The sequence below is a fragment of the Gemmobacter lutimaris genome, assembly GCF_003570715.1.
Lineage (GTDB): Bacteria > Pseudomonadota > Alphaproteobacteria > Rhodobacterales > Rhodobacteraceae > Gemmobacter > Gemmobacter lutimaris.
On sequence record NZ_QXXQ01000001.1, the window covers coordinates 54,333 to 72,799 of the forward strand.

At 64.0% G+C, this 18,467-nt stretch carries 16 protein-coding genes; 4 read left to right on the top strand and 12 right to left on the bottom strand.

The window, feature by feature from the left end:
- Positions 1-159: 159 nt before the first annotated feature.
- Complete coding sequence (gene recA, locus D2N39_RS00275) at positions 160-1,230, bottom strand: recombinase RecA (protein WP_119132754.1); 1,071 nt, start codon at positions 1,228-1,230, stop codon at positions 160-162.
- Between the two features lie 204 nt (positions 1,231-1,434).
- On the opposite strand from recA, the gene D2N39_RS00280 reads away from it, so the two are divergent.
- Positions 1,435-2,034, top strand: coding sequence for a hypothetical protein (locus tag D2N39_RS00280; RefSeq protein WP_119132756.1), 600 nt, complete (start codon positions 1,435-1,437; stop codon positions 2,032-2,034).
- Positions 2,035-2,042: 8 nt separating this feature from the next.
- On the opposite strand, the gene D2N39_RS00285 is transcribed toward D2N39_RS00280, so the two are convergent.
- The 4 genes from D2N39_RS00285 to guaB form a co-directional block, all read right to left on the bottom strand.
- Positions 2,043-4,364 (bottom strand): hybrid sensor histidine kinase/response regulator, encoded by a 2,322-nt coding sequence (locus tag D2N39_RS00285; RefSeq protein WP_119132758.1) that lies wholly within the window; start codon positions 4,362-4,364, stop codon positions 2,043-2,045.
- 96 nt (positions 4,365-4,460) lie between these two features.
- Positions 4,461-5,609: an RsmB/NOP family class I SAM-dependent RNA methyltransferase gene (locus tag D2N39_RS00290; protein WP_119132760.1), complete on the bottom strand. Its 1,149-nt coding sequence runs from the start codon at positions 5,607-5,609 to the stop codon at positions 4,461-4,463.
- Entirely contained in the window at positions 5,606-6,391 is a 786-nt protein-coding gene (locus tag D2N39_RS00295; RefSeq protein WP_158589752.1) for an MBL fold metallo-hydrolase, read from the bottom strand. Before D2N39_RS00295 ends, D2N39_RS00290 begins: the two co-directional genes overlap by 4 nt.
- On the bottom strand, positions 6,391-7,839 hold the full coding sequence (guaB, locus tag D2N39_RS00300; RefSeq protein ID WP_119132763.1) for an IMP dehydrogenase: 1,449 nt from the start codon (positions 7,837-7,839) through the stop codon (positions 6,391-6,393). Before guaB ends, D2N39_RS00295 begins: the two co-directional genes overlap by 1 nt.
- A 315-nt stretch (positions 7,840-8,154) precedes the next feature.
- Here guaB and D2N39_RS00305 point away from each other — a divergent pair, with 315 nt between their 5' ends.
- The gene (locus D2N39_RS00305; protein WP_119132764.1) at positions 8,155-8,856 is read left to right on the top strand and encodes a type 1 glutamine amidotransferase; all 702 of its coding nucleotides are present in this window, start codon (positions 8,155-8,157) and stop codon (positions 8,854-8,856) included.
- On the opposite strand, the gene D2N39_RS00310 is transcribed toward D2N39_RS00305, so the two are convergent.
- Both D2N39_RS00310 and D2N39_RS00315 read right to left on the bottom strand, forming a co-directional pair.
- Positions 8,853-9,857: a TDT family transporter gene (locus tag D2N39_RS00310; protein WP_119132766.1), complete on the bottom strand. Its 1,005-nt coding sequence runs from the start codon at positions 9,855-9,857 to the stop codon at positions 8,853-8,855. The two genes, D2N39_RS00305 and D2N39_RS00310, sit on opposite strands and share 4 nt — an antisense overlap.
- 81 nt (positions 9,858-9,938) lie before the next feature.
- Entirely contained in the window at positions 9,939-10,730 is a 792-nt protein-coding gene (locus D2N39_RS00315; RefSeq protein ID WP_119132767.1) for a phytanoyl-CoA dioxygenase family protein, read from the bottom strand.
- Positions 10,731-10,816: 86 nt separating this feature from the next.
- Between D2N39_RS00315 and D2N39_RS00320 the strand changes: the two genes are divergently transcribed.
- Both D2N39_RS00320 and speB read left to right on the top strand, forming a co-directional pair.
- Positions 10,817-11,707 carry a LysR family transcriptional regulator gene (locus D2N39_RS00320; protein ID WP_119132769.1) on the top strand — a complete coding sequence of 297 codons (891 nt, stop codon included), beginning with the start codon at positions 10,817-10,819 and terminating at the stop codon, positions 11,705-11,707.
- A gap of 39 nt (positions 11,708-11,746) precedes the next feature.
- A complete protein-coding gene (gene speB, locus D2N39_RS00325) occupies positions 11,747-12,706 on the top strand; it encodes an agmatinase (protein ID WP_119132771.1) in 960 nt (319 codons plus the stop codon).
- Here the strand turns inward: speB and D2N39_RS00330 are convergent.
- The 5 genes from D2N39_RS00330 to D2N39_RS00350 form a co-directional block, all read right to left on the bottom strand.
- On the bottom strand, positions 12,695-13,474 hold the full coding sequence (locus D2N39_RS00330; protein ID WP_119132773.1) for a hypothetical protein: 780 nt from the start codon (positions 13,472-13,474) through the stop codon (positions 12,695-12,697). The genes speB and D2N39_RS00330 overlap by 12 nt on opposite strands.
- Before the next feature lie 144 nt (positions 13,475-13,618).
- Positions 13,619-14,704 carry an ABC transporter ATP-binding protein gene (locus tag D2N39_RS00335; protein WP_119132774.1) on the bottom strand — a complete coding sequence of 362 codons (1,086 nt, stop codon included), beginning with the start codon at positions 14,702-14,704 and terminating at the stop codon, positions 13,619-13,621.
- Between the two features lie 13 nt (positions 14,705-14,717).
- Entirely contained in the window at positions 14,718-16,337 is a 1,620-nt protein-coding gene (locus D2N39_RS00340) for an alpha-amylase family glycosyl hydrolase (RefSeq protein WP_119132776.1), read from the bottom strand.
- A gap of 7 nt (positions 16,338-16,344) precedes the next feature.
- Positions 16,345-17,472 carry a carbohydrate ABC transporter permease gene (locus D2N39_RS00345; protein WP_119132778.1) on the bottom strand — a complete coding sequence of 376 codons (1,128 nt, stop codon included), beginning with the start codon at positions 17,470-17,472 and terminating at the stop codon, positions 16,345-16,347.
- Positions 17,472-18,464 (bottom strand): carbohydrate ABC transporter permease, encoded by a 993-nt coding sequence (locus tag D2N39_RS00350; protein WP_119132780.1) that lies wholly within the window; start codon positions 18,462-18,464, stop codon positions 17,472-17,474. The genes D2N39_RS00345 and D2N39_RS00350 overlap by 1 nt, the downstream gene beginning before the upstream one ends.
- Positions 18,465-18,467: the final 3 nt, after the last annotated feature.

Here is an 18,467-nt window from a genome sequence, read left to right on the forward strand (position 1 = left end):
CGCGGCTGCGCCCCAAGGGCGGGAATGCTGTTGCGAACCGTTTAGCGGTGTGGCGAGGGGCTGTCCACCATTGCAAGGGCCGCGGGGACCGGGCCTATGAAAAAAGGCGGTCCATCTGGGACCGCCCTTTGTTATCCGCCGGTTGCAAGGCGAATATGATCACATATCGACGACCTCGTCAGAGCCGGATTCGGACATATGGAAATCAAGGCCGTTCGCCGCGCGGATCTTGTCTTCGATCTCCATTGCGACGGAGGGATTGGCCTTCAGGAAGTTCTTGGCATTCTCACGCCCCTGCCCGATGCGCTCATCGCCATAGGAATACCAGGAACCGGATTTTTCAACCACGCCGGCCTTCACGCCGATATCGATCAACTCTCCGGTTTTCGAGATGCCCTCGCCATACATGATGTCGAATTCGACCTGTTTGAACGGCGGGGCCACCTTGTTCTTCACGACCTTCACGCGGGTCGAGTTGCCAACCACCTCGTCGCGATCCTTGATCGAGCCGATGCGACGAATGTCCAGACGGACGCTGGCATAGAATTTCAGCGCATGGCCACCGGTGGTGGTTTCGGGGTTGCCAAACATCACGCCGATCTTCATCCGGATCTGGTTGATGAAGATGACCATGCAATTCGAGCGGCCGATCGAGGCCGTCAGCTTGCGCATGGCCTGGCTCATCAGTCGGGCCTGGGCGCCGACAGTCGCGTCGCCCATGTCGCCTTCGATCTCGGATTTCGGGGTCAGCGCAGCGACCGAGTCGACCACCACGAGGCTCACGGCACCCGAACGCACCAGCGTATCAACGATTTCAAGCGCCTGTTCGCCGGTGTCGGGCTGGCTGATCAGCAGTTCATCAAGGTTGACACCCAGCTTGCGCGCATAGATAGGGTCCAGAGCATGTTCGGCATCGACGAAGGCGCAGACACCGCCTTTTTTCTGCTCTTCTGCCACCACATGCAGCGTCAGCGTGGTCTTACCGGAGCTTTCCGGCCCGTAGATTTCGACGATGCGGCCCTTCGGCAATCCGCCGATCCCCAGCGCGATGTCGAGACCAAGCGAGCCTGTCGAGGTCGCCTCGATCTCCAGAGCGGGGTTCTCGGACCCGAGCTTCATGATCGAGCCCTTGCCGAACTGCCGTTCAATTTGTGCCAGAGCGCTTTCCAGCGCCTTCTGCTTGTCCATGTCGCGCTTTCCGTTCAGATCGAGCAGGGTTGCCGTTGCCATTTCTTCGGTCCTTATCCCATAGCCGCACCGTCGGGGCAATGTGCGGGCGCGTCGCCAGTTGTTCACTACTTGTTCCAGATTTATAGGAATGAAACAAGAACAAACTCATCGCAATCTTCACAAAATCAGCTTTTTCCCATTCGGGTTAAGAGATAGTTTACGCCGGCGGGACCAAAGACGCCCCGATGTGAAAAAGAGGCAGGAATGCTCGTATTCTGGCACCAGCGGCTCACCATGCTGGCCACACCCAAGACAGGGACCACCGCAATCGAGGCCGCCCTCGAATCACTTGCGCATCTGGCAATCCAACGACCGCCGCAACTGAAACATGCCAGCCTGCGCAAGTATCACCGCTTCATCGGTCCCTGGCTGGAAAGTGCCGCCGGCGCGCCCTTCGATGTGATCGCCACGATGCGCGAGCCACTGGGCTGGCTGGGTAGCTGGTATCGCTATCGCCAGCGCGAGGATATTGGCGATGCCACCAAAAGCACCGCGGGTATCAGCTTTGATCAGTTCGTGCGCGATTACTGTTCCGACACGCCGCCGGCCTATGCCGCCGTGGGTGCCCAGTCGCAGTTTCTGGCCCCGAAGAACGAAAAGGGGCTGACACGTCTGTTTCGTTACGAACAGATCGAGGATCTGATCCACTTTCTGGAAGACCGTCTGAATTGCGAGATCATTCTGCCTCGCCTGAATGTCTCGCCGGTGATGGAACTGGGCCTGGATCCCGCAACGGAAAAGCTGTTGCGGAAAACTGCCGCGAAGGATTTTGCGCTCTACGAAACCTTGACCAACGTCGGGTGACGGTCAGATCAGTGCAATTGCTGTTGCACGGTATCGGTCAGATCGCTGAGCGAGAAAGGCTTCGGCAGGAACACCGAATTCGGAATGCGTGCCTGTGAGTGTGACAGGCAGTCCTCGGCATAGCCTGATACGAAGACCACCCGCACATTCGGCCGAGATTCCAGTGCCTGCCGCACCCAGCTTGGACCATCCATCCCCGGCATCACCACATCGGTGACAAAGATATCCACGTTCAGCGCCGGGTCCTCCAGCGTTTTCAGGGCTGTCTCGGCACTGTCCGCCTCCAGCACGGTATAGCCGCGCAACCGCAGGGCACGGCTGGCGAAGGCGCGCACCGGCGCCTCATCCTCGACCAGAAGGACAACCCCCTCGCCCTGCCGCGCCGGGTTGCGACGCCGGGCCGGACCTGGCTGCGCCGAGGTATCCGCCGCATTGATCGGGAAATACAAATGAAACACGGTGCCGAGACCGGGCTCACTATCAACAAAGATGAAACCGCCGGATTGCTTGACGATCCCATAGGCCGTGGAAAGACCCAGACCCGTACCCTCGCCCACGCGTTTGGTGGTGTAGAAAGGTTCGAAAACCTTTTGCAAACGATCCGGCGGGATGCCGCAGCCGGTATCCAGAACGCGGATCACTGCATATTCGCCTGCAGGAACGACTGCACGGTCGCGTCGCAATTCTTCTTTCAGGCTCAGCGCTTCGGTCTCTATCCGGATCGTGCTACCGTCGGGCATCGCGTCACGGGCATTCACCACAAGATTCATGAGCACCTGCTCCAGCTGCCGCTTGTCGGCGCGGATCGGCCCCAGCTCGGGCGCATGCGCAAGCCGCAGGCTTACCCTTTCCCCGACCAGCCGGTTGAGCAGATGGGTCAGATCGGACAGCAGTTCCTGAAGGTCCAGCCGTTCGGGCTTCAACGTCTGCTTGCGCGAAAAGGCAAGCAATTGCCCGACGAGGCTGGCAGCGCGGTTGGCATTCTGATGGATCTGCACCAGATCGGCATATTCGGGATCGGCCCGGTCATGGCGCAGCAGCAGCAGGTCGCAATGGCCGGAGATTGCGGTCAGCAAGTTGTTGAAATCATGTGCCACGCCACCTGCAAGCTGACCAATCGCCTGCATTTTCTGGCTTTGCACGAATTGTGCTTCCAGGGTCTTGAGGGCGGTCGCATCCGTCAGGACCGCAAGCGCCATAGGGCGCCCGCCCTCGACGATGCGGCGCAGGGTGATCTGAAAGAACCTGTCGGCAGGGCTCGTCCCGAGACGCAGCACCTCTGCCCCGCTGGGAACCCGTTCCGCCATGACATCGGCCAGCCAGTCCAGAACCGGCCGCCCCAGCCCTTCAAACAGGTCGGCAAAGCCCGTGTCTTGATCCGGGTCCAGATCAATTGCCTCGCGCGCGGCGCGATTGGCGACGCGAAGCCTGCCGTCTGCCCCGAATTTCAGCAAGGCAACGGGCACGTTTTCAAAATCCGCGCTGGACAGTTCGGTACTGCCCGGCATCGGCAAAAGATAGATTTCCCGCCGCTCCCCAGGACCTTCGATTTCGGCCAGAATTGCGCGCACCTTGCCGTCAGCGCCATCGACCTCGACTTCCTCGCCGCTCCTCAGGGTCGGCACCGGAAATATCCGGTCCAGACGCCGCGGCCGGCCACCCACCAGACGCCGCATCGCCTCGTTGCTGAACAGGATGACCCCGGCCTTGTTGGCAATCAGCATCGGCAGGCTGAGCGTTTCGGCCCCGCGTCCGACGCCTGTGCGATCCAGAAACTCCTCAAGCCGCCACAGGAACATTGCAGGCCCGATACGGTGGCAGCTAAGCCGGGTATGGGCGTTGCGTGTCACGACATCCTCGCGCGCGGCCCCGCCATTGAGGGCGCGGCTTTGCAGGCGGTAAAGCACCGATGCAGGACTGGCGAAATGATCCTGCAAGGATGCCATGAGCGTGGTTCCGTCACGCGGGCCGAACCGGGCGCGGGCCGCCGCGTTCTGAAACCGGATCACCCCGGCCCCGTCGGTCGAAAAACAGGGCGCCGCATCCTGCCCGACAAGCGATTTCAGGTCACGCTCCAGCCGTCGCAGCCGCAATACCTGCGCCAGTGTGATCCCCCGCAGCCCGAGAACCAGAAGACAGAGCGTCATGCCCACCGCCGCAGCGATCAGACGGTTCTGGCCCGGCGGCGCCAGTGCAACGGTTGCTGCGCAGCCGAGGGCCACAGCCAGCAGCACCCAGGCCCCATGCCCAAACCTTTGCGCAAAATCCGCCACCGTTTCGGCCAGTGGCCGCCGCGACAGTCCGGCGCCCACAAGAGTCCTGTCCACCATCCGCCCTCTCCGGGAATCGTCTGGCTCCATTCGGCAGGGAAAAGGTTAACCGGCGCTTAACTGCGGCCGGCCTGTCCGCAGTCTTTGCCTCGAGCTTTAGCGATCCCGCCGCAGCACGGCGACAAAGAAGCCGTCGCCGCCATCCAGCGGAGTCAGACGACGCTCCCCCTCAAGGCTCCATCCCGGCGAGCGGCCCTGAAACGCGGCAATCTGGGCCTCGTTCTCGGACCGTAAGAGCGAGCAGGTGGCATAGGCCAGCACACCACCGGGCGCGACCAGTGTGGCGATACGGTCAAGAATCTGCGCCTGCACCGCGATCACGCCAGCAAGCCGATCGGGCGTCAGCAGCCACTTGCCCTCAGGCGCGCGGCGCCAGCTGCCGGAACCCGAACAGGGCGCATCGGCGAGGACAAGATCAAAAGGACCCTGCGGCGCTTCGGTCAGCGTCACCCGTGCACCAGCCCGTTTCGCCCGTGCAGGCAGGTCGCGCATCCGGCGCGGATCGGCGTCATGGACGAACAGCTTCAGCCGCGCCCGCGCCGCCATGGCCAGCGCCTTGCCCCCCCCACCGGCGCAATAGTCGAGCACATGCTGACCATCCGCCAGCGGAAGCGCATCCACCACGGCCTGCGAGGCAACATCCTGCAACTCGACCAGCCCTTCGGCATAGGCGGCCGATCCTGCGACCTTGCGCGCACCGCCCGTCACTTGCAATGCGGTCGGTGACAACGGATGCGGGGCGGTCTCGATGCCCTCAGCCGCAAGCACCGCCTGCGCATCGGCAAGGCTGCCGCGCGTGACGTTTACCCGCAGGAACACCGGAGCACGGTGACGCAGGGCCTCCGCGATAGCAATGAAATCCGCGCCCAGATCCTGTTCCATCGCGGGTCCGAGCCAATCCGGCAGATCCTGCGCGGCGTAACCCTCGGGCACATGGCCCGCATCCGCCGATGTCACGGGCGCGGGTGCATGGCCCTCGCCAGTGAACAGCGTTTCTGGCGCCTGCCCGGCCGCGCGCAAACCGCCAAGGATCAGCCCGCGCCCGGTCTCCGCACCGCCGAGCGCGGCAAAGCTGCGCCGACAGCGCAGCGCGTCGAACACCAGATCGCGCACCGCATTGCGGTCACCCGACCCGGCAAAGCGCGAGGCGCGGCCCCAGTTTGTCAGCGCCTTTTCGGCAGGATTGCCCGCCAGGATACGGTCCAGAATGTCGATGGCGGCGGAAAGGCGGGCGGCGGGCGTCATGCGGCGACCGCGCGCCAGCCCTCGCCCGCAGGCTCCAGCCGCAGGAAAGGCAGGCCATGCGCCCCCTGTTCTTGCCCCGGAAGACGGGCATGTCCGGCACAGAAGGCCCAGCCCTCGGCCGCAATCCGCTTCAGCGCCGCAAGCCGGGTCGCCACCGCCTGCGCGGGGTCCACATCAAATTTTGTGGCGATGCGCGGGTCGGGCAGCTGGATGTCGGCGCGGTGCAGCATATCCCCCACGACAGCCACGCGATTGTCGATCACCAGCCCGATCTGGCCGGGCGTATGACCGGGCAAGGACCAGACCCGCAGCCCCGGTGCGATCTCCTCGCCATCTTGCACAAGGCGGATGCGGTCTGCGTTTTCCGACAGCACACGGCCCGATGCAGCATGATCCTGCGCGGCCCAGTAATCGGCCTCCACTGCCCCGACATGCAGCCGCGCAGCGGTATACAGATCGCTGAGCAAGCCGCCGCAGTGATCGCCGTGCAGATGGGTAAGGACCAGATCGCCGATGTCCTCCGGCGCCAGCCCCAACGCGGCCAGCGCCCCGAGAACGCGCCCACCCTTGTCACCGTAAAGTGCGCCCGAGCCGGTGTCGATCAAGACCGGCGCCGCACCGGGACGACGCAATAGATAGGCCTGCACCGGCAGCACAACGGCTTCCGGCAGCGTCGCGCCCCGCGGATCGGGAAAGAAATCCTGCCCGAACTGAACGGCCCCGTCATGGAGGCGGATCAGCTCCGCCCCATCCCAGCGCAAACTGTCGCCCGCGACCCGCATCATCCGATCCGGTAGTTCGGGCTTTCGCGGGTGATCTGCACGTCATGGACGTGGCTTTCCTTCAGCCCGGCCCCGGTGATGCGCACGAAATTGCAGCCCTGCCGCATCTCGGCCACCGTGCGGTTGCCGGTATAGCCCATGGCGGCCCGCAGACCGCCGACAAGCTGGTGGATCACGGCGGCGGCGGATCCTTTGTAAGGCACCTGCCCTTCAATCCCTTCCGGCACCAGCTTGTCGCTGGCGGCATCCTTCTGGAAGTAGCGGTCGGCCGAGCCGCGCGCCATGGCGCCAAGGCTGCCCATGCCGCGATAGCTTTTGAACGAACGTCCATTCCAAAGGATCACCTCGCCGGGGCTTTCATCGGTGCCCGCGATGGCCGAGCCGACCATGGCGCAGGAGGCGCCGCCCGCGATGGCCTTGGCGAAATCGCCCGAATACTTGATGCCACCGTCAGCGATGACCGGGATGTCACCGGCCGCGCCCGCGCTGTCCATGATCGCCGTCAGCTGCGGCACGCCCACGCCCGCGACGATGCGGGTGGTGCAGATCGAGCCGGGGCCGATGCCAACCTTTACCGCATCGGCGCCAGCGCCGATCAGCGCGCGGGTCGCCTCGGCGGTGGCGACGTTGCCCGCCACCACCTGCACGGTGTTCGACAGCGCCTTGATGCGTTCCACCGCGCGGGCGACGCCCTCGGAATGGCCGTGCGCGGTGTCGATCACCACCATATCCACACCCGCGTCGATCAGCGCCTGGCTGCGCTCGAACCCGGCATCCCCCACGGTCGAGGCGGCAGCGACGCGCAGGCGGCCGAGTTCATCCTTGCAAGCCTGCGGGTTGAGCACGCTTTGTTCGGTGTCCTTCAGGGTCAGGAGGCCGGTGAGCTTGCCCTTGCCATCGGTGACCAGAAGCTTCTCGATCCGTCGCGCCTTCATCAGGCTGATCGCCTGATCGCGGTCCACCGGCTCGCGCAGGACGGCCAGATTGTCGGCGCTCATCATCACGCTGACCGGGGTGCGGTCATCCGAGGCGAAACGCATGTCGCGGTTGGTCACAATGCCGACCACGCGCCCCTCGGCATCGACGACCGGGAAGCCGGTGACATTGTAGCGGTCCTGAAGCGCCTTGGCATCGGCCAGCGTCTGATCGGGCGTCAGGGTGATCGGCGAATAGACGATGCCGCTTTCGAACCGCTTCACCCGCCGCACCTCGCGCGCCTGCGCCTCGATGTCGAGATTACGGTGGATCACCCCAAGACCGCCCGCCTGCGCCATGGCGATCGCCATGCGTGCCTCGGTCACCGTATCCATCGCCGAGGAAATCAGCGGGATATTCATGCGGATCTGCTTCGTCACGAAGGTGGACGTATCGGCATCGGACGGCAGCACATTGCTCGCCGCCGGAACCAGAAGCACATCGTCAAAGGTGAGCGCCTCGCGAATCTCCATGGGAGCCTCCTGAACGGGTCTATGGATGGGATCGTTTGGCGCTTCCCCATTTCACGGGGCGCGCGGGAGCGCAAGGGGAAATCATGTGCGGCGCGAACGGAGAGGTCGCAAGGGGGCTTTCCGCCCCTCGCCCCTGCGGGGCTCACCCCCGAGGATACTTTTGCCAAGATAAAAGCAAGCCCGATTTACCTTGGTCCAAATATCCTCCGAGGGTGAATTGTCGAAGGCAAGAGGGGGGCGGAAAGCCTCCCATTTCGGCGGGGCTTGAGTGTGCGTCCGGGACATGCAGGATGGCGGGGCGGAACGGAGGGCAGGATGCGCGTTGCGATTGTCGAGAATACGAAGGTCACCCATCACGGTCAGGTCGGCGTGGCGCTGCATGAGGCTGCGGCGAGGATCGGGCTTTACAAGCCATGGGCCGATGGGCGCCTGCCCGAGCCTGCCGATTACGATGCGCTTGTGGTCTTCGGGGGCGAGCAGAACGCGTGCGCTGATGACAGCCACCCCTATCTGCCCGAGCTTGCCCACCGGATGCGCGCATTTTCCGATGCGGATCGCGCGGTGCTGGGCATCTGCCTTGGCAGCCAGATCCTCGCACGCGGTTTCGGGGCGGAAAATCGTATCGGCACCGCACCGGAATTCGGCTGGTGCAAGGTGGAACTGACCGATGCCGGCGCGGCAGATCCGGTTCTGGGACAACTGCCCTCACAATTCGCCAGTTTCCAGTGGCATTCCGATACATTCACCCTGCCCGCAGGTGCCGTTCATCTGGCCCGGTCAGGCGTGGCGGCACATCAGGCATTCCGGCTGGGCCGCGCGACCTATGGCACGCAGTTCCATTTCGAGGCGCATCGGGCGGTTGTGGCAGACTGGGCGCGCTGCTTTCCTGCGGCCATCGAAGATATGGCGCCGGGCTGGTTGGCCGACCGGGCCGAGGCGGCCGCGACAGCAGGTGCCGCCGCCGATCATGCGGGCCTTGCCCTTGCCCGTGCGTTTGTCGCGCAGATCCGGCCCTAGGCTTCGGCCGCATTGGTGCGGGCAGCGAGGCTTCCACCCGCCCATGCCTTCATCACACGAAACAGCACGGCGGGCACCACCCCCAGTGCCAGAACCAGCGCAATCGTGCCGGTGACATCCAGCCCTTGCAGATAAAGCGCCGAGGCGAAGGCCGCGAGCGGGAAGGTGAAGGCGCCCCACATCGGGCTGAACCCGCTGACCGTGATCCAGCGCGCAGCTCCGACCAGCGCAAGGAAGATGACCGCCGCAAGGGCCAGAAGACCAAGCGCCCAGCCATTCAGGCCAAGCAGGCTCGCCACGCTCGACAGAAGACAGGCGGGTGCCAGATGAATTGCCAGAAGCGGCCGCAGGGGGGCAGGCGGCACACGGCGGACCAACTGCACCAGCGAAACCGTCCAGATAGCCACGGCGACGAGGCCGGTCACGCCGAGGATCACCAATGCAAGCTGTGTCAGCCCCAGCGGCGCGGCACTCAGCCCCCCGATGATGAAACCCACGAAATGCAGGTGCCATGCGGGGGTGACCATGCGCGCTTCGGCCGGTCCGGTGGCGAAGCTGTAGATCAGCGCCAGCGCCAGTGCCGCATGCAGGCCAAGCCCTGCGAACAGCAGACCCTGCGCCATGCCCGGCGTATAGGGCAGCAGCGCGGCGGCGGCGAGCATCAGGCCCAGCGAACCGGCAGAAAGCCCCGCGCGTCCGGGCAGCACCCGCAGATCCTCGAACAGGACCGAGGGTCGGCGGGTCAGCTTGACCAGATAGCCGAAGGCCGCGAACAGCCACAGGGCCACAGCCGCGCCCATGACCAGCTCGCCGATCTCAACCGGCAGACCAAGGGCGGGCAGTCCCCGCCGCAGCGCAAGGCCCAAACCCAGCGCCCCCATCAGGGCCGGAAAAACAGCCGGCGGCATGCGGGCGAAAAGCGCAGGGCGGCGCGGCGGAAACTCGGGCGCCGGATAGGTCCTAGGGCGGCGGTCACGCGGGACGGGCGCGGGGTCGGGCATGGGCGGCTCCTTGAAGGTCTGCCCAAGCCCTAGCGCATCGGTTGCACACGGAAAAGTGCGTCAAAGCCGCACCCCCCGCCCTCAGCGCAAATAGGGAAACCAGTCCTCGCGCAGACGCTGACCCGGCTGCATCTCATGCCCCGGATAGGGGGGCGAAGTGCGGCCCGGCCGTTCCACATAGCGCGCATCATCGCCCACCAGCCGCAGACTGAAGGCCCGGCGCCGGGTTGCGGCATCATTGCCGCGCGCGCCATGCAGGGTGCGATAGTTGAAGGCCACGGCATCGCCCGGTTCCATCTGCCATTCGCGGATCGGCATGCCTTCGGCATCCGGGTCGGGGACCGGCATGTATTTCTCGCTGTCGGGGTAGAAGCTCGTCTCGGCCAGCCAGCGGGTCGGCAGCACCTCCTTTTCCCACAGATGCGATCCGGCAACGCAGCGCAGGCTGGCCTCGCGCACGGGGTCCAGCGGCGACCAGAAGCTGACGGTCTGCTGCCCTTCGACAAAGTAATATGGACCGTCCTGATGCCAGGGCGTCGGTTTTGTGGTGCCCGGCTCTTTCACCAGCACATGATCGTGGAACATCTGCACCCGGTCAGATGCCATCAATTGCGCCGCCACCTCGGCCACAGCGCTTTCGCGGATCACACGCTCGAACTCGGGGATACGATCCCAGTTGCAATAGTCGTCGAAGAAACGCCCCCCTTCGCCGGGTTTGAGGTTCTCGGCCGCATAGGGGCCCGGTTCTGCCATATTGCGTTCAACCCCGGCGCGCAGCTCCTCCACCCAGTCGGCCCAAAGGCCACGGACCAGAACCACCCCTTCGGTCTGGTAGGTTTCGATCATTTCGGGGGTAATCTCGATCTTCGCCATTGCGGGCCTCCTGTTGCGCTTGGCAGAAAGGTGCCGCGCGGCTAACATAGTTTCAAATAATATCTTCGCATGTTCGAGATAGATAAATGCTATCAGTTACCCTGCGCCAGTTGGAATACGCCGTAGCGGTTGCCCGCAACGGCGGAGTCACGGCTGCGGCCCAGGCGCTGAACATCAGCCAGCCCGCGCTGTCAGTCGCCCTGTCGCAGCTTGAGGCGCAGCTTGGCAAGCCGCTGTTCCTGCGCCGCCCGCGCGGCCCGGCTGTTCCCACCGCCTTTGGCCGCGATTTTCTGGAAGCGGCAGAAGCACAGATTGGTGCCATGGCGCGGTTGATGGCCGGAGAGGCCGCGCCTGCCGCGCCGGTGCGGCTCGCGGTTTTCGAGGATCTGGCGCCGGTGATGCTGGGGCCATTGCTCGCCACCCTGCCCGCCGACCTGCCCATCACACCCAGCGTGCTGGGGTTTGAGGCAATGACCGACGGCCTTGGCCGGGGCCAGATCGATCTTGCCCTGACATGGGATCTGGGCCTGCCCCAGAGCATGATCCGCGAGGAGGTTGCCCGCGTGAAACCCCATGCGGTGATGGGGCCGCGTCACCGGCTTGCCCTGCGCGCCGGGGTGTCTCTGGCGGAACTGGCCGATGTGCCGCTGATCCTCGCCGATCAGGGGCTGTCGGTCGGGCATATGCGGGCGCTGTTCGCCCGGCGCGGCCTTGCGCCCCGGATCGCGCACCGCACCGCGACGCTGGAGTTGATGCGGTCCTTCGCCGCCAACGGTCTGGGCGTCGGGCTCAGCTACACGGCGCCGGTGCCGGGACAAAGCTATGATGGCGCTGCGCTGGTCACCCGCCCGGTGCTGGATGCAGGGCCGGGGGAACCGCTTGTCATTGCGGTTGCGCGCGACAACGCGCTGTCCCCGGCCGGAACGCGGCTTGCCCGGCTGCTGGCCACCCACGGTGGCTTCTTGCCGAAAACCTGATCCCCGGTCAGGATCGCCCGAAACAACAGGGAGATTCCGATGAGCAGTCACGCCTACGAGACCGGACGCCTCAACCTGCCCTTCGTGGGCATTTCCACCTTCGGCAAGCGCCCCTATCAGGCAGACTGGAGCCGGATCGAGGCCGATGTCGCGGTGATGGGCGCGCCGTTCGACTTCGGCACCCAGTTCCGTGCAGGCGCGCGCTTTGGCCCACGGGCGGTGCGCGAAGCTTCCACCCTGTTCAGCTTTGGCCATGCCGGCGCCTATGACCACGAAGACGATTGCACCTATCTTGGCAGCGATGTCCGCATCGTCGATATCGGCGACGCCGACATCGTGCATACCGATACCGAGACCAGCCACGCCAATATCGAGGCCGGGGTGCGCGCCATCCTGAAGGCCGGTGCCTTGCCGGTGGTGATCGGCGGTGACCATTCGGTGAACATCCCCTGCATCCGCGCCTTCGACGATCAGGGACCAATCCACATTCTGCAAATCGACGCGCATCTGGATTTCGTCGATGTGCGTCATGGCGTCCGGCACGGCCATGGCAATCCGATGCGGCGCGCGGCGGAGAAGGATTATGTGACCGGGATCACCGCGCTGGGCATCCGCAATGTTTCGTCCACGACGCAAGAGGGATATGAAGCCGCGCGCGCCATGGGCGACGACATCCTCAGCGTGCGACAGGTGCGGAAGCTGGGTTGCGACGGGGTTCTGGCCCGAATCCCGAATGGCGCGCGGCTTTACGTCACCATCGACATTGACGGCTTTTGCCCCTCGATCGCGCCGGGCACCGGCACACCTTCGCACGGCGGGTTCCTTTACTACGAGGTGCTGGAGATCCTGCAAGGTGTCGCCCGTGACCACGAGATTGTCGGCATTGATCTGGTCGAGGTGGCGCCAGACTACGACCCGAGCCAATCAACGGCCATCCTCGCCGCGCAGGTCTTGCTGAATTTCCTCGGTTTCATCTTCCATGCGCGGTCACAGCGGTAACACAAGGCCGGTCGGCCCAAGGTTCACCAGCCTGGCGCCCGTGCCGAGTTTGAACCCGGCAAGGCCCGGATTGCCCGCATCGACAGGCCCAAGGTCGATGCGGGTCACACCGCGCCCCCGCAGTAGCAAAGCAGCCTGCCAGAGCATCGCGCGATGCGCCTCGATCCGACGCCCCTCTGCGCTGGTCCAGGCGATCAGGTAGCTCGCCGCTGCGCCATGGATCAGAAACATCATGGCAGCCAGCATGTCGTCCTTTCGGGATACATGCAGGATCAACCGCTCCCCCCGCCAGACTGCCAGAAACGCCGCCCCCAGATTACGATAGCCGCGCGCCCTGCCCTGCATGGTGTCTTTGTTCAACAAGTTTCCCAGGGTTGCATCACTTCCTTCTGAAATTTCTACGGAATGTGCTGCGTTCAAATGCCCGCGCCATTTCGGCGCCAGCGCCTTCCGCAGCGCCTCTGGCGGCGGGGTCAGATCCCATTCGGCATGGTGACGCGCGGTGACAAGCGGCAATATCCCCGGCCCGGTCGTCGTCGCCACGGTCAGCCCAGCGTGCTGCGCCAGAGGAGCCAGATGCACATTTGCAGGCGGTCGGTGGATCACCCGCAAACCCCGCCGCGCGATCATCTGCACCGGCACATCGTTCAGCAGCCCCCGCAGCACCTGCGCCCCCAGCAAAGCCATGGTGTCGGCATAGCTGCGGCTTTGTTGCAAGGGTGGCGCCGGCTGCAGCGCGTCCCATTCGGAATCGGTCAGACTTTCCATACAGCCATTAACCGGCCGGAAAGTTTAAGATGCGATGAAGCGGTCATGAGAAACCTGCCGCCTCCACCACGATTGACCCTCTGGGTGCCCACGCTGATCGCGTTGGCTCTTTCGGCACTGTTTCTTGCCGGATGGGCGCTGGTCTCAGCGGTAAAGCAGAGACCGCCCGTTATGGAACAGGTGCAGCTTGGCCGGATCGGCGGTCAGATGCACCTGACTATGCCGCAGACCCTGATGGATGCCCGGCAGTTTCGCCACCACCGGCGCCGCCTCGCCCGCGCGCTTGAAGTAAAGCAGCGTCACCTCGCCAAGCGCTTCGGTGATTTCCACCTCGCCGGTATAAAGCGCGGAGGTGTCACTGGGCACCATATCCTCAGGCCGGACACCAAGGTTGACCGCCAGCCCCAGATCTGCGGCGTCTGTGGGGATCGCAGCGATGGCGTCGCCTCCGCCATCCAGTTGCACCCGGGTCTCGGCGCCGGTGGCGACGATCTTGCCGGGCAAAAGGTTCATCGCCGGGCTGCCGATGAACTGCGCCACGAACTCGTTTTCTGGCCGTTCATAAAGCTCCAGCGGCGTACCGACCTGCGCGATACCGCCGCCCGCCAGCACGACGATGCGGCTGGCCAGCGTCATCGCCTCCACTTGGTCATGGGTGACGTAGATCATGGTCGAATCCGGCATCGCCTCTTTCAACTGGGCGATCTCGATCCGCGTTGCCACCCGCAGCGCGGCATCAAGGTTCGAGAGCGGCTCGTCGAACAGATAGACTTTCGGGTCGCGCACGATCGCCCGACCGATCGCCACGCGCTGCCGCTGCCCGCCCGAAAGCGCCTTGGGCAGGCGATCCAGATAGGGTGTCAGTTGGAGGATGCGAGCGGCATTATCCACCGCAGCATCCAACTCGGCCTGCGGCTTCTTCGCGATTTTCAGCGCGAATTCCATGTTCTGCCGCACGGTCATATGTGGATAGAGCGCGTAGGACTGGAATACCATGGCGATACCACGCTGTGCCGGCGGCACCTCGTTCATCCGCACGCCATCAATGGTGAAATCGCCGCCGGTGATGCGTTCAAGCCCGGCGATCATCCGCAGAAGTGTGGACTTGCCGCAGCCCGAGGGGCCGACAAACACGATCAATTCGCCCGTCTTGATGTCAAGGTCGATGTTCTTCAGAACCTTGACCTCACCATAGGCCTTCTCAACCCCGGTCAGTTTCAGATCGGCCATATGCGCCCCTCCCTCATACCCGACGGGCCAGGCAATAGTGCCAGGGCCCCAAAATCGCTTTCCCACCGTCGGCAGGTTGCCCGCCGATGTTCTGACCCACCGTCTCCCACCGGCCTTCCGGCAAGTCGATCTCTTGCGTGCCTTCGCCAAGGTTGAAGGCACAGAAAATCTCTTCACTGCCCTGGCGATGGAACCGGATCACGGCGCCCACCGCCTCGATCCCTGTCATGGTGCCCTCGCGCAGCACCGGATGGGCACGCCGGAAAGCCAGCGCGGCGCGGTAGAATTCGAGCATGGATGCCTCCACCCCCGTCTGCGCCCCGACGGCCCGCGTCAGATGTGGCGCTGTCACCGGCAGCCAGGCGCGCGGGCCAGTGGTAAAGCCACCCTGCGCATTGTCCTGCTGCCAGACCATCGGCGTGCGCGCGCCGTCGCGACCCTTGAACTCGGGCCAGAACTCGATGCCATAAGGGTCTTGCAGATCCTCAAAGGCGATCTCAGCTTCCGGCAGGCCCAGTTCTTCGCCCTGATACAGGCAGACCGAGCCGCGCAGGCACATCAGCAACGCCGTATAAGCCTTTGCACCCTCATCTGAAAGTTTCCAGCGCGTGATATGGCGCACCGTGTCATGGTTGGAATAGCTCCAGCACGGCCAGGCATCCGGGGCAGCAGCGGCCATGCGGGCAAAGGTTGCCTCCACGCCATCAGCCGTCAGTCGCTTGGGTTGCAGCATCTCGAACGGATAGCACATCTGCACCTTGTCGCCGCCCGAGGTATATTCGGCCATGATTTCCAGACCGCGCTGGGCATCACCGACCTCGCCCACCGCCGCCGCACCGTAGGGCACCAGAACGGCACGGAATTTCCGCAGGAATTCAAGGTTCTCTGGCTGGTTCTTGTCGAACAGGTGCATCTGGTGGTTATAGGGGTTCACCGCGGGCGCAATGGAATCGTTGCGCAGCTCCTTTGGAAGCGCAGGATTGTCGCGCAAGTATTTGTCTGCGAAGTAGAAGTTTATGGTATCCAAACGGAAACCATCCACCCCGCGCGCCAGCCAGAACCGTGTCACATCAAGCTGCGCTTCCTGCACATCCGGGTTGTGGAAGTTCAGGTCGGGCTGCGAAGTCAGGAAGTTGTGCAGGTAATATTGCTCGCGCCGGGCATCCCAGGACCAGGCCGAGCCGCCGAAGATCGACAGCCAGTTGTTTGGCGGCGTGCCATCGGGCTTCGCATCGGCCCAGACATACCAGTCGGCCTTCGGATTATCCCGGCTCTGCCGGCTTTCGCGGAACCACGGATGCTGGTCGGAACTGTGCGACAGCACGAGGTCGATCATCACCCGCAGGCCAAGCTCATGCGCCCGCGTCACCAGTGCGTCGAAATCGGCCAGCGTGCCGAACATAGGATCGACGTCGCAATAATCGCTGACGTCATAGCCGAAATCCTTCATCGGCGAGGTGAAGAACGGGCTGATCCAGATCGCATCGGCGCCAAGGGCCGCGATGTGGTCCAGCCGCGCGGTGATGCCCGGCAGGTCGCCGATACCGTCGCCGTTGCTGTCCTGAAAGCTGCGCGGGTAGATCTGATAGATCACCGCGCCGCGCCACCAGTCGGGGTCTTTGGGAAGGGTCATGGATCTCTCACTTCACCGAGCCGGCCAAGAGGCCGCGCACGAGGTATTTTTGCATTGCGAAGAACACGATCAGAGGCACGGCAATGGACACGAAGGCAGAGGCGGCAAGGATTTCCCATTCCCCCCCCTTGGAGCCCATCAGCTCGCGCAGGAGGCCGGTCATCACCAGTTGGTCGGGGTTGTTGCCAAGGAAGACGGTGGCAACCAGCAGGTCGTTCCATGTCCAGAGGAACTGGAAGATCGCAAAGGAGGCCAGCGCCGGAAAACTGAGCGGAAGGATGATCTTGAGGAAGATCTGGAAGTCGGTGGCCCCATCGACGCGCGCGCTTTCGATGATCTCGCGCGGCAGGCCGACCATGTAGTTGCGCAGAAGGTAGATCGCCAGTGGCAGGCCGAAGCCGGAATGCGCCAGCCAGATTCCTATGTATTCCTTGCCGATGCCAAGCTGGTTGTGCAGCTTCAGAAGCGGGATGAGCGCCATCTGCAACGGCACGACCAGCAAGCCCACCACCGCGGCAATCAGCAGCGCGCGGCCCGGAAACTCCATCCACGCCAGCGCATAGGCCGCGAAGGCCGCGATCAGGATCGGGATGATCGTGGCAGGGATCGTCACCGTCATGGTGTTGAGGAAGGCGCGGCCCAGCCCCTCGGCGAACATCACGCGGCGGTAATTGTCGAGCGTGAAGCGCGGCGGGGAGACTGAACTGACGAAGATGCGGGGCGAGCGGCCCTCGAACTGCGCGGGTGCGGTCAGGCGGTAGTCGCCATTGGACTGCACCGCCAGCTTCACCCCGTCCTTCAGATCGGCCTCGGCCCCCGGGGCGAAGGCGGCGGGCGCACGGGAATTGACCCCGAAGGCCGTGACCTCGCCCCCTGCACCGTCAAACACATTGCCGTCGATCACCCAGAGCGGCCCGTCCTGCCGTTGCGTATCTGCATCGCCGGCGCGGTAGACGATGTTCTGTTCAGCCGGGAACAAGGATCGCCACCAGCCCGAGGTGGTGATCTGGTCGCGGTCACGGAAGGACGACACCAAAAGCCCGATCGTCGGCAGCACCCACAGAAGCACCAGCGCGGCAGTGGCGAGATGCACGGCCCAGACCAGCGAGGATTTTGTTCCTGCGATATTGTCCATCAGCGCATCTCCTTCCGGGCATTGCGGATGTTCCAGATCATGATCGGCGTCACCATCAGCATGATGACCAACGCAACGACCGAGGCCCGCCCGGTATCATTGCCGCGGAACATCCAGTCGAACATGAGGTTGGCCAGAACCTGCGTCCCCCACTGGCCATTGGTCATCGCCAGCACGATGTCGAAGACCTTCAGCACGGTGATGGTGATCGTTGTCCAGACCACCGCGATGGTGCCCCAGATCTGCGGCACCTTGATGCGGGCGAAGATCTGCAAGGGTGAGGCACCGTCGAGGATCGCGGCCTCCACCGTTTCCTCGGGGATCCCGCGCAGTGCTGCGGACAGGATCACCATGGCAAAGCCGGTCTGAATCCAGATCAGCACGATCATCAGCATGAAGCTGTTGCCCGGCTCCAGCGTCAGCCAGGTTTGCGGCTGGCCACCCAGCGAGACCCAGATCGCATTGAGCATGCCGATCTCGGTCTGGCCGTCGCCGCGATAGTCGTAGATGAATTTCCAGATCACCGAGGCGCCGACGAAGGAAATCGCCATTGGCATGAAGATCATCGCCTTGGCGAAATTGCCCCAGCGGATCCGGTCGGTCAGGGCGGCGGCGATCAGCCCGAAGAAGGTCGATGCGGCAGGCACCACCAGCAGCCAAAGGATGTTGTTGCGCATCGATTCCCGGAACTTGGAATCGCTGACCAGCCAAGAATAATTGTCGAAGCCAACATAGGTCTGGCCGGAGGAATCGTGGAACGAATACCAGACCGACACGAAGACCGGATAGACCAGATAGACCGCCAGCAGCAGCACGGCAGGCATCAGGAACAGCCAGGGCCGGATCTGCGCGGCGCGGGCGATGTTGCGCCCGGCATCTGCCCCGCGCGGTGGCAGCAGCGTGTCGAGGATCAGGTTCGACAGAAAGAAATAGGCGACGCATCCGAAGACACCGATCACGATGGTGCCGCCCGCCATCAGTAGCTGTTCCATGTT

Excerpts from the sequence above, each read along its gene's own strand:
- recA (WP_119132754.1), bottom strand. The coding sequence starts at position 1,230 with ATGGCAACGGCAACCCTGCTCGATCTGAACGGAAAGCGCGACATGGAC.
- D2N39_RS00280 (WP_119132756.1), top strand. The coding sequence starts at position 1,435 with ATGCTCGTATTCTGGCACCAGCGGCTCACCATGCTGGCCACACCCAAG.
- D2N39_RS00285 (WP_119132758.1), bottom strand. The coding sequence starts at position 4,364 with ATGGTGGACAGGACTCTTGTGGGCGCCGGACTGTCGCGGCGGCCACTG.
- D2N39_RS00290 (WP_119132760.1), bottom strand. The coding sequence starts at position 5,609 with ATGACGCCCGCCGCCCGCCTTTCCGCCGCCATCGACATTCTGGACCGT.
- D2N39_RS00295 (WP_158589752.1), bottom strand. The coding sequence starts at position 6,391 with ATGCGGGTCGCGGGCGACAGTTTGCGCTGGGATGGGGCGGAGCTGATC.
- guaB (WP_119132763.1), bottom strand. The coding sequence starts at position 7,839 with ATGGAGATTCGCGAGGCGCTCACCTTTGACGATGTGCTTCTGGTTCCG.
- D2N39_RS00305 (WP_119132764.1), top strand. The coding sequence starts at position 8,155 with ATGCGCGTTGCGATTGTCGAGAATACGAAGGTCACCCATCACGGTCAG.
- D2N39_RS00310 (WP_119132766.1), bottom strand. The coding sequence starts at position 9,857 with ATGCCCGACCCCGCGCCCGTCCCGCGTGACCGCCGCCCTAGGACCTAT.
- D2N39_RS00315 (WP_119132767.1), bottom strand. The coding sequence starts at position 10,730 with ATGGCGAAGATCGAGATTACCCCCGAAATGATCGAAACCTACCAGACC.
- D2N39_RS00320 (WP_119132769.1), top strand. The coding sequence starts at position 10,817 with ATGCTATCAGTTACCCTGCGCCAGTTGGAATACGCCGTAGCGGTTGCC.
- speB (WP_119132771.1), top strand. The coding sequence starts at position 11,747 with ATGAGCAGTCACGCCTACGAGACCGGACGCCTCAACCTGCCCTTCGTG.
- D2N39_RS00330 (WP_119132773.1), bottom strand. The coding sequence starts at position 13,474 with ATGGAAAGTCTGACCGATTCCGAATGGGACGCGCTGCAGCCGGCGCCA.
- D2N39_RS00335 (WP_119132774.1), bottom strand. The coding sequence starts at position 14,704 with ATGGCCGATCTGAAACTGACCGGGGTTGAGAAGGCCTATGGTGAGGTC.
- D2N39_RS00340 (WP_119132776.1), bottom strand. The coding sequence starts at position 16,337 with ATGACCCTTCCCAAAGACCCCGACTGGTGGCGCGGCGCGGTGATCTAT.
- D2N39_RS00345 (WP_119132778.1), bottom strand. The coding sequence starts at position 17,472 with ATGGACAATATCGCAGGAACAAAATCCTCGCTGGTCTGGGCCGTGCAT.
- D2N39_RS00350 (WP_119132780.1), bottom strand. The coding sequence starts at position 18,464 with ATGGAACAGCTACTGATGGCGGGCGGCACCATCGTGATCGGTGTCTTC.